Annotated in this window: 12 protein-coding genes, 1 tRNA gene and 1 pseudogene; 12 read left to right on the top strand and 2 right to left on the bottom strand. The window is 73.1% G+C overall.

The features are described 5' to 3' along the window. Positions 1–351 precede the first annotated feature (351 nt). The 3 genes from CWIS_RS11330 (at position 352) to CWIS_RS11320 (ending at position 3,532) form a co-directional block, all read left to right on the top strand. Complete coding sequence (locus CWIS_RS11330) at positions 352–1,422, top strand: lysylphosphatidylglycerol synthase domain-containing protein (RefSeq protein WP_048343396.1); 1,071 nt, start codon at positions 352–354, stop codon at positions 1,420–1,422. 42 nt (positions 1,423–1,464) lie between these two features. Beyond that, entirely contained in the window at positions 1,465–2,586 is a 1,122-nt protein-coding gene (locus CWIS_RS11325) for a chorismate-binding protein (RefSeq protein WP_048343395.1), read from the top strand. 85 nt (positions 2,587–2,671) lie between these two features. Beyond that, on the top strand, positions 2,672–3,532 hold the full coding sequence (locus tag CWIS_RS11320; RefSeq protein WP_048343394.1) for an aminotransferase class IV: 861 nt from the start codon (positions 2,672–2,674) through the stop codon (positions 3,530–3,532). Positions 3,533–3,625: 93 nt separating this feature from the next. On the opposite strand, the gene CWIS_RS11315 is transcribed toward CWIS_RS11320, so the two are convergent. Beyond that, positions 3,626–4,054: an SsgA family sporulation/cell division regulator gene (locus CWIS_RS11315; RefSeq protein WP_048343393.1), complete on the bottom strand. Its 429-nt coding sequence runs from the start codon at positions 4,052–4,054 to the stop codon at positions 3,626–3,628. Between the two features lie 368 nt (positions 4,055–4,422). Here CWIS_RS11315 and CWIS_RS11310 point away from each other — a divergent pair. The 9 genes from CWIS_RS11310 to CWIS_RS11270 all read left to right on the top strand — a co-directional run bounded on the left by CWIS_RS11310 (position 4,423) and on the right by CWIS_RS11270 (position 12,708). Next, positions 4,423–4,497 (top strand) — tRNA-Val (locus tag CWIS_RS11310). Positions 4,498–4,740: 243 nt separating this feature from the next. Continuing rightward, the gene (gene thrS / locus CWIS_RS11305) at positions 4,741–6,756 is read left to right on the top strand and encodes a threonine--tRNA ligase (RefSeq protein ID WP_048343392.1); all 2,016 of its coding nucleotides are present in this window, start codon (positions 4,741–4,743) and stop codon (positions 6,754–6,756) included. Between the two features lie 36 nt (positions 6,757–6,792). Continuing rightward, positions 6,793–7,356 carry an HIT domain-containing protein gene (locus CWIS_RS11300; protein WP_048343424.1) on the top strand — a complete coding sequence of 188 codons (564 nt, stop codon included), beginning with the start codon at positions 6,793–6,795 and terminating at the stop codon, positions 7,354–7,356. Between the two features lie 7 nt (positions 7,357–7,363). After that, on the top strand, positions 7,364–8,020 hold the full coding sequence (pgsA, locus tag CWIS_RS11295; protein ID WP_048343391.1) for a phosphatidylinositol phosphate synthase: 657 nt from the start codon (positions 7,364–7,366) through the stop codon (positions 8,018–8,020). Then, positions 8,017–9,009 (top strand): phosphatidylinositol mannoside acyltransferase, encoded by a 993-nt coding sequence (locus CWIS_RS11290; RefSeq protein WP_048343390.1) that lies wholly within the window; start codon positions 8,017–8,019, stop codon positions 9,007–9,009. The genes pgsA and CWIS_RS11290 overlap by 4 nt, the downstream gene beginning before the upstream one ends. 20 nt (positions 9,010–9,029) lie before the next feature. Next, positions 9,030–10,235 carry a glycosyltransferase family 4 protein gene (locus CWIS_RS11285; RefSeq protein WP_082156405.1) on the top strand — a complete coding sequence of 402 codons (1,206 nt, stop codon included), beginning with the start codon at positions 9,030–9,032 and terminating at the stop codon, positions 10,233–10,235. Next, positions 10,232–10,891, top strand: coding sequence for a hypothetical protein (locus CWIS_RS11280; RefSeq protein WP_048343388.1), 660 nt, complete (start codon positions 10,232–10,234; stop codon positions 10,889–10,891). The genes CWIS_RS11285 and CWIS_RS11280 overlap by 4 nt, the downstream gene beginning before the upstream one ends. A 219-nt stretch (positions 10,892–11,110) precedes the next feature. Continuing rightward, a complete protein-coding gene (gene pdxS / locus CWIS_RS11275) occupies positions 11,111–12,037 on the top strand; it encodes a pyridoxal 5'-phosphate synthase lyase subunit PdxS (protein ID WP_048343387.1) in 927 nt (308 codons plus the stop codon). Continuing rightward, complete coding sequence (locus CWIS_RS11270) at positions 12,034–12,708, top strand: NUDIX hydrolase (RefSeq protein WP_082156402.1); 675 nt, start codon at positions 12,034–12,036, stop codon at positions 12,706–12,708. The genes pdxS and CWIS_RS11270 overlap by 4 nt, the downstream gene beginning before the upstream one ends. Before the next feature lie 12 nt (positions 12,709–12,720). Here the strand turns inward: CWIS_RS11270 and CWIS_RS11265 are convergent. Continuing rightward, positions 12,721–13,176 (bottom strand): annotated as a pseudogene (locus tag CWIS_RS11265) (DUF937 domain-containing protein); the annotation flags it as partial. Positions 13,177–13,265: the final 89 nt, after the last annotated feature.

Here is a 13,265-nt window from a genome sequence, read left to right as displayed (position 1 = left end):
CCGCGGCAGCAGCCGCGAGGTTGCCGACGCTCTCGCCATGCCTGACCAGCACGAGCTCGCGCGCGGCCGCCGCGCGGGTCATCGCTCGACCCCCCGGAACGGGCCCGCCTCGAACGATCGCGACATGCTGGCACGCTAACCGCGCTGCTGCCGCGACGCTCGGGGACGCGGGAACCGTCGAGGCCCGTGACGGGCGGCGGGTCGGGTGCCCGGCATCGCCGCACGACGCACGTGAGCCGATATGTTGCGGCGAGGCGCTCACAGCCGTCGTCGTCCGACGACCGCCGCCGCGCGCGCCGCACGACCCGGGGAGGGCGCGATGGGCACGTCCCGCACGGCACCGCGGTCGCGATGACGGTCGCCGGGGCGTCGGCCGCAGGGCCGGACGACGACGTGCCGCCCGCGTGGTGGCGGCGCCCGCTGCGCCTCGTGCTGTGGGCTGCGCTGGCGGTGTTCGCGTGGTTCGCGGTGTCGCGGCTCGTGGGGGCGATCGACTGGCACGCGGTCGCGGACGCGTTCGGGCACGTCCCGGCGTGGGTCATCCTGCCCCTGCTGGCGCTGCTGCTGCTCCGCCAGGTGCTCAACGCGGTGCCGCTGCAGCAGTACGTCGCGGGCCTCAGCCTGTTCCGCTCGTTGCAGAACGACCTCGCGGCCTACCTCGTCGGGAGCTTCACACCGCCGCCTGCGGACGTGGTCGTGCGCGTCTCGATGTTCCGCGCGTGGGGCGTCGACCCGGCCGCGGGCCTGGCGGGCGTGGGGCTCAACACCGCGACGTTCTATGCCGTGCGGTTCGGTGTCCCCGTGGTCGGTGTCGTGCTCCTGCTGCTGGGCGAGGGGGTCGAGAGCAGGCAGTGGGTCACGGCGCTCGTGTGCGGGCTCGTCGCGGCCGCCTGCGTCGCGGCCCTGGCGATGCTGCTGCGCTCGACCACGCTCGCGGCGTGGATGGGTCGACAGGCGGGCGCCCTCGTCGGGCGGTTCCGCAAGGACGTCGACCCGCAGGCGTGGGCGGACTACCTCGTGGACCTGCGCGCGCGGACCTCGGACCGGCTGCGCACGGGCCTGGTGCCGTCGTTGCTCGCGCTCGTCGCGATGGTGCTAGCCGACGGCTCGATGCTGCTGCTGGCCCTGCGCGCGGTCGGCGTGCCGATGAGCGCCCTGACCGCCGTCGACGTCCTGGCGGCGTTCCTGGTCGCCTACCCGATCACCCTCATGCCGATGTTCGGGTTCGGGATCATGGACGCGGTCCTCGTGGGCGCGTGGACGACGATCGCGGGCGTGGCCTGGGAGCCGGAGATCGTCGCGGCGACGATCGTGTGGCGCGTCGTCACGATCGTCGGCCCCCTCGTGCTGGGCCTGGCCGTCGTCGCGTTCTGGCGTCGCCGTGCAGGTGACAGCACCGACGACGCGGCCACCGCGCCCTGAACGCGCACCGGGCGCCGCACGCGCGGCGGCTACGGTGGGCGGGTGGCCGCCCCTCCCGCCAGCGCTCGGTTCGCCGGCGTGCACCTGCGTGACGTGGTGGAAAGCATCGACGTGCTAGCCGAGCCGCGGCGGCTGAGCGAGCCGGGGTGGTGGGTCCTGGTGGGGGAGTTCGAGGGTCGGGTCCGGGCGTGGCGGTTCGCCCACGCGTCGGCCAGGCCAGACGGTCCGTCCGACGAGCCGTCCGACGATGCCTCCAGCGAGCCGGTGATCGGTCCCTGGCGCGGCCCGCGGGCCGACGACTGGACGAGCGCGATGACCCGGGCCGAGTACGTCGCCGCGGTGCAGTCGGTGCGTGACCACGTGCGTGAGGGCGACGTCTACCAGGCGAACCTCTGTCGCGTCCTGAGCGCACCCCTGGGCTCGTCGCACGACGAGCCCGACGCACGCGCGCTCGCGCAGGTGCTGGCGGCCGGCAACCCCGCGCCGTTCGGCGGCTACGTGCACGTCCCACGAGGCATGACGGGCGTCGACCCGGTGTGGGTCGTCACGGCGTCTCCGGAGCTGTTCCTGCGGCTCGAGGACGACGTCCTGACGTCGGCGCCCATCAAGGGCACCGCGGCGACCCGTGAGGGTCTCACACCCAAGGACGCCGCCGAGAACGTCATGATCACCGACCTCGTCCGCAACGACCTGCAGCACGTCTGCCGGCCGGGCACCGTCGAGGTCACGACCCTGCTGGGCGTCGAGGAGCACCCTGGGCTCGTGCACCTGGTCTCGACGGTCCAGGGCGCGCTGGACCCGGCCGTCGCCCGGGCGCCCGACCGGTGGGCTCAGGTCCTCGCGGCCACCTACCCGCCGGGCTCGGTGTCGGGTGCGCCGAAGTCGTCGGCGCTGCGGGTGATCGACGAGCTCGAGGCCGGTCCGCGCGGGCCGTACTGCGGCCTGGTCGGCTGGGTGCACGTCGGCGACGACGGTCGCACGCGCGCCGAGCTCGCCGTCGGCATCCGCACGTTCTGGTGGGCCGGCGACGACGAGGGCGCGGGCGTGCTGCGGTTCGGCACGGGCGCGGGCATCACGTGGGGGAGCGACCCCGACGCCGAGTGGGACGAGACCGAGCTCAAGGCCGCGCGCCTCGTCGGCCTCGCGTCGGCGCCGCGTCCCTGACGGAGGAGACCTCACCGGCGGACGCGACGTCCCCGGCGGACGTGACGTCCCTGACGGACGTGACCGCGGTGGGAGACTGGCGACCATGAGCGTCGTGATCTGGGCCGACGGACGGCTGCACGCACCCACCGACCGCATCCTGACGGGCGTCGACCACGGGGTCACCGTCGGGGACGGCGTCTTCGAGACGTGCGCGGTGTACTCCGGGCAGGCGTTCGCGCTGACCCGGCACCTGCGCCGGCTGGCCCGGTCCGCGGCAGGTCTCGGGTTGCCCGCACCCGACGAGGGACGCGTCCGCGACGCCGTGGCCGAGGTGCTGGCCGCAGCGGGTGACGCCGGGCGGCTGCGCATCACGTACACGGGTGGGCCAGGGCCGTTGGGGTCGCACCGCGACGAGCCCGAGGAGCAGCGTCCGTCGCTCGTCGTCCTGGCCGGTCCCGCGACGCGCGCGGCGTCCAGCCGTGTCGTGCGGGTGCCGTGGGTGCGGAACGAGCGTTCGGCGGTCGCGGGGCTCAAGACCACGTCCTACGCCGAGAACGTCGTCGCGCTCGCGCGGGCGCACCGCCAGGGCGCCGACGAGGCCGTGCTCGCGAACACGGTCGGCGAGCTGTGCGAGGGGACCGGCTCGAACGTCGTCGTCGAGCGCGCCGGGGAGCTCGTCACCCCGCCGCTCTCGAGCGGCTGCCTCGCGGGGATCACGCGCGAGCTCCTGATCGAGTGGGCTGCCGCGGCCGGCGTCCCGGTGCGGGAGGCCGCGCCGGGCGAGCTGCCCTACGACGTGCTCGACGAGGTCCTGACGGGCGCCGCCCACCTCACGCTCACGGGCTCGATCCGCAACGTGTCGCCGGTCGTCTCACTCGACGAGCACGACGTGACGGTCGGTGAGCTCTCGCGTGCCGCCGCGGAGCTCTTCCAGGCGAGGGCGCTCGACGACCTCGACCCCTGACGGTCAGGCGTCCGTCCCGGACGGAGACGGCGGCCCCGGACGGACGACGACCGGCCCCGTCGTCGGTGACGGGACCGGTCGGATGATCAGTGATCAGGCGGTCAGGAGCGCGGCGATGAACGCCGAGATCTCCGACTCCATGCGATCGCTCTCCGCACCCAGGGGCACGAGTGCCTCCGTGCCGGCGAGGAACCTGACGATGGGTTCGCTGGGAGCGGCGAGGAGCGCACTGCCCTCGACCCCGCTGAGCGACACGAGCGCGTAGTCGGGATCCTCGTCCCGCCATACCTGGACGTCGCCACTTCCGGCGGGCGCATCCGACGACGCGTGCATGCCCATGGAGAGCAGCTCGCGGCCGATGAGCCAGGTCGACATGGTGTGCGGGCCGGTGAAGACCGCGCGCACCGTGTACGGATCCGACGTCCGGAAAGAAAGTTCTGCGCTCACCGGGATGACGCTCGCGTCACTCCCGATCAGCTGCATGGCGACGACCTCGACGACGTCATACGACGAGCGCGTCATCGGGTCCCCTCCTCGTCTACATGGGCTGTTGGTCCCATCATGGCAGCGGGTCTGCCCGATTGGACCGGAACTGCACCCAGGTTCACCCGGTGGGACGCCTTGTGAGCGTGCCCAACGTGGGTGCATGCACCTCCCCGCGCGCCGAGCCCGGCGTGGACCTCCACTCGCGAGTGACACATACCCGAGTAATCGGTCGCTCGCGGCGACGGCTTGAGACCTGACCGACAGCAATCTGGGCGAGCTCGATGTCGCATCCGGTGCTCATCGTGCCCCAGATGACCGCGACTCGGGCCGGTTTCGGAATCTGCGGGCTGGGCGGGTAGCATCCTCGTCAGCGCCGCCCCCGGGAGGTGCGCCGGGGAGACCCCGGGCGATTGGCTCAGTGGTAGAGCGCCTCGTTCACACCGAGGAGGTCACTGGTTCGAACCCAGTATCGCCCACCACCACATCGACGAAGGCCGCCGCGAGGCGGCCTTCGTCGTCTCCGACCGCTGTCCTCGTCGTGGCGCTGTCCTCGTCGTGGCGCCGTCCTCGTCGTGGCGCGGTCCTCGTCGTGACGGGGTCCTCGTCGTGGCAATGCGCGCGAGGTCGGGGACCTGCGCAGGTAGCATCGACGGGTCCGCTGCCCGGCGGAACACCACGTCGCGCGGGTGACCGCGTGAGCTCCCGAGGAAGGCCACCACCCCGTGCCTGATCAGATCGCCCTCACCGTCGACGGAACCGCGACCACGGTGCAGGCGGGCACGACGGGCACGGACCTCTTCGGTGACCGCAAGGACGTCGTCGTCGTGCGCGTGGACGGCGAGCTGCGCGACCTGCACCTGCCGCTGCCCGAGGACGCGAAGGTCGTCGAGCCGGTGAGCGTGCACGAGCCCGACGGGCTGGCCGTGCTGCGGCACAGCGCGGCGCACGTGCTCGCGCAGGCCGTCCAGGAGGTCAACCCGTCCGCCAAGCTGGGCATCGGACCGCCGATCACCGACGGCTTCTACTACGACTTCGACGTCGAGACCCCGTTCACCCCCGAGGACCTGCGCGCGCTCGAGAAGGTCATGTCGCGCATCGTCAAGGAGGGGCAGACCTTCCGGCGCTGGGACGTCTCCGAGACGGAGGCGCGCGAGGTGCTCGCCGGCGAGCCGTACAAGCTCGAGCTGATCGGCCTCAAGGGCGACCCGGGCGCGGCGGACGGCGCGAGCGTCGAGGTCGGCCTCGGTGGGCTGTCGATCTACCAGAACGTGCGCGGCGCCGGCCGGGAGAGCGAGAAGGTCGTCTGGCAGGACCTGTGCCGCGGCCCGCACCTGCCGAGCACCCGGCTGATCGGTAACGGCTTCCAGCTCATGCGGTCGGCCGCGGCCTACTGGCGCGGCAGCGAGAAGAACCCTCAGCTCCAGCGCGTGTACGGCACCGCGTGGCCCAGCAAGGACGAGCTCAAGGCCCACCTCGACCGGCTGGCCGAGGCCGAGCGCCGTGACCACCGCAGGCTCGGCAACGAGCTCGACCTGTTCTCGTTCCCCGACGAGATCGGCTCGGGCCTGGCGGTGTTCCACCCCAAGGGCGGGATCGTGCGCATGGAGATGGAGGAGTACTCGCGCCGTCGGCACGTCGAGGCGGGCTACTCGTTCGTCAACAGCCCGCACATCACGAAGGCCAAGCTGTTCCACACCTCGCGTCACCTCGAGTGGTACGCCGACGGCATGTACCCCCCGATGAAGCTCGACACCGAGTTCCACGAGGACGGCACGGTCAAGCGCGAGGGCCAGGACTACTACCTCAAGCCCATGAACTGCCCGATGCACAACCTCGTCTACCGCTCGCGCGGTCGCTCGTACCGCGAGCTGCCGCTGCGGCTGTTCGAGTTCGGGACGGTGTACCGCTACGAGAAGTCCGGCGTCGTGCACGGCCTGACCCGCGCGCGCGGCTTCACCCAGGACGACGCGCACATCTACACCACGCGTGAGCAGATGCGCGAGGAGCTCGGCTCGCTGCTGACCTTCGTGCTCGACCTGCTGCGCGACTACGGCCTCGACGACTTCTACCTCGAGCTGTCGACCCGCGACCCCGAGAAGTCGGTCGGCGACGACGCGACCTGGCACGAGGCGACCGAGACCCTGCGCGAGGTCGCCACGGCGTCCGGGCTGCACCTGGTCGACGACCCGGGCGGCGCCGCGTTCTACGGCCCGAAGATCTCGGTGCAGGTCAAGGACGCCATCGGTCGTACCTGGCAGCTCTCGACCATCCAGCTCGACTTCTTCGAGCCGGAGCTGTTCGAGCTCGAGTACACGGCACCCGACGGGTCGCGCCAGCGTCCCGTGATGATCCACCGCGCGCTGTTCGGCTCGATCGAGCGCTTCTTCGGCATCCTCGTCGAGCACTACGCGGGCGCGTTCCCGGCGTGGCTCGCGCCCGTCCAGGTGCTCGCGGTGCCGGTCGCGGAGCCGTTCGAGGGTTACCTCGACGACGTCGTCGCGCAGCTGCGAGCGCAGGGGATCCGCGCGGAGGTGGACCGCAGCGACGACCGCTTCGGCAAGAAGATCCGCAACGCGAGCACGCAGAAGATCCCGTTCGTGCTCATCGCGGGCGGCGAGGACGTCGAGGCGGGTGCGGTCTCGTTCCGCTACCGCGACGGCCGCCAGGAGAACGGGGTGCCGGTGGCCGAGGCGGTCGCGCGGATCGTCGCCGCGGTCCGCGACCACACGCAGGTCTGAGCCGTGGCTGACGACCGGCACCGCCCGGACGCCGGCGTGACGGGTCCCGAGCTCGTCGACGCGCGCGCGCTCGCCGGCGAGCCGGACGGCTTCCAGCGGCTGTGGACGCCGCACCGCATGGCGTACATCGGCGGGGAGAACAAGCCCGTCGACGACGCCGCCGGTCCCGGGTGCCCGTTCTGCCGTATCCCGTCGCTGCCCGACGACGAGGGCCTCGTCGTCGCGCGCGGCACGCGGGCGTACGTCGTGATGAACCTGTACCCGTACAACCCGGGGCACGTCCTGGTGTGCCCGTACCGGCACGTCGCGGACTACACGGACCTCAGTGTCGACGAGGTGGCTGAGGTGGGTGCGCTGACGCAGTCGGCGATGCGCGTGCTCCGTGCGGTCCTGGCGCCGAGCGGCTTCAACCTGGGCATGAACCAGGGCGACGTCGCGGGCGCCGGGATCGCCGCTCACCTGCACCAGCACGTCGTGCCGCGGTGGGATGGTGACTCGAACTTCCTGCCGGTCGTGGGGCGCAGCCGGGCGTTGCCGGAACTCCTGTCCGACACGCGCGCGCGGCTCGCCGCGGCCTGGCCCACTCCGACCGGGGGATGATCGACCCGTGCTGAACCGTCTCCGTGGCGCGATGACCCGCCTCTTCACGCCGGTCGCGGACGCCTTGCTCCGGCTCGGGGTCTCGCCCGACGCCGTGACCATCACCGGGACGCTCGTCGTGGTGGTCACCGCGCTGTGGGCGTTCCCGACCGGTCACCTGCTCGCGGGCACGCTCGTGATCACCGTCTTCGTGCTCACCGACTCGCTCGACGGCGTCATGGCGCGTCGGGCCGGCCGGTCCGGGCCCTGGGGGGCGTTCCTGGACTCCACGCTCGACCGGTTCGGCGACGCCGCGATCTTCGGTGGCCTGGTGCTGTGGTTCTTCGGCGCCGGCGACGACCGCCTCACGGCCACGCTCGCGCTGGCGTGCCTGATCCTCGGCTCGATCGTGCCGTACGCGCGCGCCCGCGCCGAGGGGCTCGGCATGACCGCGTCGGGCGGAATCGCCGAGCGGGCCGACCGGCTGCTGCTCGTGCTGACCGCGACCGCACTCGTCGGGTTCGGGCTGCCGCTCGCCGTGCTGACCGTGGTCCTCGCCCTGCTCGCGGTGGCGTCCGCCATCACGGTCGTGCAGCGCATGGCCAAGGTGTACGCCCAGGCGCGAGCGCTCGCCGTGCCGAGCGCACCGGCCGACGGTGCGAGCGGGCACGGGGCGGACGCGTGAGCCTCGACGTCGGCGCGCTGTACGGCTTCGCGTGGCGGCACGCCCCGCGCCTGCCCGGACCGCTGCTGCGCGGCGCGGCTGCCCTCGGGGCCGACGTGGCATGGCTGCGCCGCGGGAGCGGTGTGCGGCGGCTCGAGGCGAACCTCGCGCGCGTGCGGCCCGACCTCAGCCGGTCGCAGGTGCGGCGGCTGTCCCGTGCGGGCATGCGCTCGTACCTGCGCTACTTCAGCGAGGCGTTCGCGCTCAGCGGTGCGAGCGCCGAGCAGATCGACGCGCGGGTGCGTGCGGTCGGCCTGGAGCACGTGGTGCGGCACGTCCAGGACGGTCGGGCCGTCGTCCTCGCGCTCGGTCACCTCGGCAACTGGGACCTCGCGGGGGCCTGGGCGACGCGCGCCGTCGCACCCGTCACGACCGTGGCGGAGCGCCTCGAACCGCCCGAGGTGTTCGAGGAGTTCCTGCGGTTCCGCGAGGGCATCGGGCTGCGCATCCTGCCGCTCGGCGACGGCGACGTGTTCCGCGAGCTCGTGCGCGTCGTGCGCACGGGCGGTCCGGGCCTGGTTCCGCTGCTCGCCGACCGCGACCTCACCCACAGCGGCATCGAGGTCGACCTGTTCGGCCGCCAGGCCCGCGTCGCCGCGGGACCGGCCGCGCTCTCCCTGGCGACCGGGGCGCCTCTGGTGACGACAGTCATCACCTATGAACGGCTGCACGGCGAGCGCCGACGCCGCGCGCGCACCCCGTGGGGCATCTGCGTCACGTTCGACCCGGTCGAACCCGTCGCGGACGACGTGCCGCGTGCCGAGCGCGTGGGGGTGCTCACCCAGGCGTGGGTGGACCGGCTCGCTGCCGGCATCGCGGCCTCCCCGCAGGACTGGCACATGCTGCAGCGGATCTTCGTCGAGGACCTCGACCCCGAGCGGTACGCCGCCACGAAGGCACGCGCGGCGCAGCGGGCCACCACCGACCGTGACGGGACGGCACGGCCATGACGACGACTCCGACCCGGCCGTTGCGCGTCGGCATCGTGTGCCCCTACTCGTTCGACGTGCCCGGTGGCGTCCAGTTCCACGTGCGCGACCTCGCCGAGGCGCTGCTGTCCCGCGGCCACACCGTCGAGGTCCTCGCGCCCGCCGACGACGACACGCCGGTCCCGGACTACCTCACGGCCGCCGGACGTGCCGTCCCGGTCCGGTACAACGGCTCGGTCGCGCGGCTGACGTTCGGGCCCGTGACGGCCGCCCGCACGCGCAAGTGGCTCGAGCAGGGGCAGTTCGACGTGCTGCACCTGCACGAGCCGGTGACGCCCAGCCTGTCGATGCTCGCGCTGTGGATCGCCGACGGTCCCGTGGTCGCCACGTTCCACACCTCGACCGTGCGCTCACGGTCGCTCCAGGTCGCGTTCCCGCTCGTGCGCCAGTCGCTCGAGAAGATCTCGGCGCGGATCGCGGTGTCCGAGGACGCACGCCGCACGCTCGTCGACCACCTCGGCGGCGACGCCGTCGTCATCCCGAACGGCGTCTACGTCGACCTGTTCGAGCAGGCCGAGCCGGACGGCCGCTGGACCGGCACGCCGCAGGCCCCGACGATCGCGTTCCTCGGCCGGCTCGACGAGCCGCGCAAGGGGCTCGGCGTCCTGCTCGGCGCGGTGCGTGAGGTGCTCGCACACGTGCCGGGCGCGAGGTTCCTGGTGGCCGGTCGGGGCGACAGCGGCGAGGAGCAGGCGCGCGAGGTCCTCGGGGAGCAGGCGGGCGCCGTCGAGTTCCTGGGCGGTGTCTCCGACGAGGACAAGGCGCGGCTGCTCGCGTCGGTCGACGTGTACGTGGCGCCGCAGACGGGCGGAGAGAGCTTCGGCATCGTGCTCGTCGAGGCCATGAGCGCGGGGGCGGCGGTCGTCGCGAGCGATCTCGGCGCGTTCTCGCGCGTGCTCGACGACGGCGCCGCGGGCGTGCTGTTCCGCACGGGCGACTCCGACGACCTGGCCCGCACGCTCGTGCGCGTCCTGGGCGACGCCGCGCTGCGGGAGAAGGTGGCGACGCACGCCCACGCGGTCGTGCGCCGGTACGACTGGTCCGCCGTGACCGACCAGGTGCTGGCCGTGTACGAGATGGCCGTCGCGGGCCGGGACGCCCCGGTGGGCGAGGACCCGTCCTCGCTGCGCGGCGCCCGGATCCTCGAGCTGCGGCGTGGTCGCGAGAGCCGGGGTGAGGGTCGATGACATGGTCCGAGATCGCGGTCGTCGTGGTGCTCGTCCTCGGCCTGCTCGTGTGGTCGGTGTGGGTCGCGGCCTCCCGGCTCGACCGGCTGCACCGCAAGGTCGGTGCGTCGCGCAGCGTCGTCGAGGCCCAGCTCGTGCGTCGTGCGACCGCCGCGGCGGCGCTGGCGACGTCGGGCCTGCTCGACCCGGTCTCGTCCGTGCTCGTGGGCGAGGCCGCGTGGGCCGCCCTCGGCGCCGAGGGGACGAGCGGAGGCACGGACGGTCCGCCCGAGCTGCTCGCGCTCCTGCTCTCCGACCCGCGCGGCAGCGCCGACCGCGCGCTGTCCTCACCGGCCGCCTCGGGCGACGAGGAGGAGCGCGGGCAGGTCGAGAGCGAGCTCAGCGCGACGCTGCGCGAGGTGCTCGGCGCGCCCGACGAGGTCGCGACCGTGAGCGCGGAGCCGGGCGGCGTCGAGCTGCTCGACGCGCTCAGCTCCGCCTGGTACCGGGCCGAGATCGCACGCCGCTTCCACAACGAGGCCGTGCTGCAGACCCAGCGCGTGCGCCGCGGGCGGTTCGTGCGGCTCCTGCGCCTCGCGGGGCACGCCCCCGAGCCGCGGACGCTCGAGCTCGATGACGCGTGGCCGTCCGCGCTGCCGCGGCCCGGCGTCGGCTGACCGACCCTCACCGGTCTGCTGCCCGTGAGGCTGCTGCCCGTGACCCTGCCGCCCGTGAGACGGTCGCGCCGTGCGGCTCACGGCACGCATTACGATGGCGAGGTTCGGTCCGTCGTGGAGCCCGCCGGCTCGTCCCGGTAGGCAGCTGACAGGGCGCGCCCCGACCGCCTCCGGACCGCACACCACCAGTGACCGCACCTTTTCTCTGCGAGGCTTGACGTGACCAGCGACAACAGCCAGCCCACCCCGACGAGCGACGCGGCCGGCGTCATCGGCACCGCGCGTGTCAAGCGAGGCATGGCGGAGATGCTCAAGGGCGGCGTCATCATGGACGTCGTCAACGCCGAGCAGGCGAAGATCGCCGAGGACGCGGGCGCCGTGGCCGTCATGGCGCTCGAGCGCGTGCCGGCGGACATCCGCTCGCAGGGCGGCGTCGCGCGCATGAGCGACCCGGACCTGATCGACGGCATCATCGAGGCCGTCTCGATCCCCGTCATGGCGAAGGCTCGGATCGGCCACTTCGTCGAGGCGCAGGTGCTGCAGAGCCTCGGGGTCGACTACATCGACGAGTCCGAGGTCCTCACGCCCGCGGACTACGCGCACCACATCGACAAGTGGGCGTTCACGGTGCCCTTCGTCTGCGGTGCCACCAACCTGGGTGAGGCGCTGCGCCGGATCACCGAGGGCGCCGCGATGATCCGCTCGAAGGGCGAGGCCGGCACGGGTGACGTCTCCAACGCGACGACGCACATGCGCACGCTGCGCGACGAGATCCGCCGCCTCACCTCGCTGCCCGAGGACGAGCTGTACCTCGCGGCGAAGGACCTGCAGGCGCCGTACGAGCTCGTCAAGGAGGTCGCGACCGCCGGCAAGCTCCCCGTCGTGCTCTTCACCGCGGGCGGCATCGCGACGCCCTCGGACGCGGCGATGATGATGCAGCTCGGTGCGGAGGGCGTCTTCGTCGGCTCGGGCATCTTCAAGTCCGGGAACCCGGCGGAGCGCGCCGCCGCGATCGTCAAGGCGACCACGTTCTTCGACGACGCCGACGTCATCGCCAAGGTCTCGCGCGGACTGGGTGAGGCGATGGTCGGCATCAACGTCGACGACGTGCCCGTCCCGCACCGGCTGGCCGAGCGGGGCTGGTGACCTCAGACGTGTCGACGAGGGCCGCGGGCGACGACGAGCCCGCGGCCTTCGTCGTGCCCGCTGATCCGCCCGGCCCTGCCGACCACGCCGCTCCGGCTGCGGCGGTGGACGTCGACGCGGGACGCGGGGGACCGGTGCACGCCCTTGGTCCCGAGTGGACGCGCGGCGCCGACGGCCTGCTGTTCCGCCGCGCCGCACGCGTGATCCTGCTCGACGAGGACGACCGTGTGCTCCTGATCCGCGGGCACGACGCCGATCAGCCCGAGCGCTCGTGGTGGTTCACCATCGGCGGTGGCATCGACGCCGGCGAGTCGGCGCTCGACGCGGCGGTGCGTGAGGTGCGCGAGGAGTCGGGGATCGTGCTCGCGGCCGACGACGTGAGCGGCCCGGTCTTCACGCGTTCGGCGATCTTCGACTTCTACTTCGAGCACTGCCGGCAGGACGAGGAGATCTTCCTCGCGCGCGTGCCCTCGTCGTCGTTCGTCGTCGAGGACCGTTCCGGCTGGACGGCGCTCGAGCAGGACGTGATCGACGAGCTGCGCTGGTGGACGCTCGCGGATCTCGCCGCGGTCGACATCGAGGTCTTCCCCGAGGGTCTGGCCGCCCTCGTGGCGAGCCTGCTGCCCGTGTGGGACGGCACCACGCGGCACCTGGGTCTCGCGCGCGAGTGACTGCCCCGGCGGTCAGCGACCGCCGAGCCCGCCGAGGATCGAGCCCAGCATGTCCTGCAGCCCGCCGCCCGACGAGGGTGCGGTGCTCGTCGGGCCGCCGCCGCCCTGCAGGCGCTTGGCCAGGAACGCCATGACGATCGGCGCGAGCATGGGCAGCAGGCGTGAGACGAGCGAGCCCGACCCGCCACCGAGCCCGGCAGCGCCCTCGGGCACGCCGCCGAGCTGCGCGCCCAGGTCGGCATCGACCTGCTGCGCCACCTGGTCCGTGCCGCCGCCGAAGATGTGCCCGAGGATCTTGGCGCCGTCGTCGAGGTCGAGCCCGCCCAGGTCGAGCCCGCCGTCGAAGAGCGTCGCGGGGTGCTGCTCGATCGCGCCCCCGAGCGATGCCGCGCCGTCGGGACTCGCGGCGTTCGACTGCAGACCGCCCACGAGGGCGGGCAGTGCGCTGCGCACCGCAGCCTCGGGTCCGCTCGTCGACGCCGAGCTGCGCTGCGAGGGAGGGCAGGGGGATCTGGGCCAGGATCTCGTCGATCTCGCTCATCGTCGGACCTCGCTAC

Origin of the sequence: Cellulomonas sp. A375-1 (assembly GCF_001040865.1) — a bacterium.
Lineage (GTDB): Bacteria > Actinomycetota > Actinomycetes > Actinomycetales > Cellulomonadaceae > Cellulomonas > Cellulomonas gelida.
The sequence above is the reverse complement of the archived record's forward strand: the minus strand, read 5'-3'. Positions and strand labels throughout refer to the sequence as shown.

Excerpts from the sequence above, each read along its gene's own strand:
- CWIS_RS11330 (WP_048343396.1), top strand. The coding sequence starts at position 352 with ATGACGGTCGCCGGGGCGTCGGCCGCAGGGCCGGACGACGACGTGCCG.
- CWIS_RS11320 (WP_048343394.1), top strand. The coding sequence starts at position 2,672 with ATGAGCGTCGTGATCTGGGCCGACGGACGGCTGCACGCACCCACCGAC.
- CWIS_RS11280 (WP_048343388.1), top strand. The coding sequence starts at position 10,232 with ATGACATGGTCCGAGATCGCGGTCGTCGTGGTGCTCGTCCTCGGCCTG.
- CWIS_RS11315 (WP_048343393.1), bottom strand. The coding sequence starts at position 4,054 with ATGACGCGCTCGTCGTATGACGTCGTCGAGGTCGTCGCCATGCAGCTG.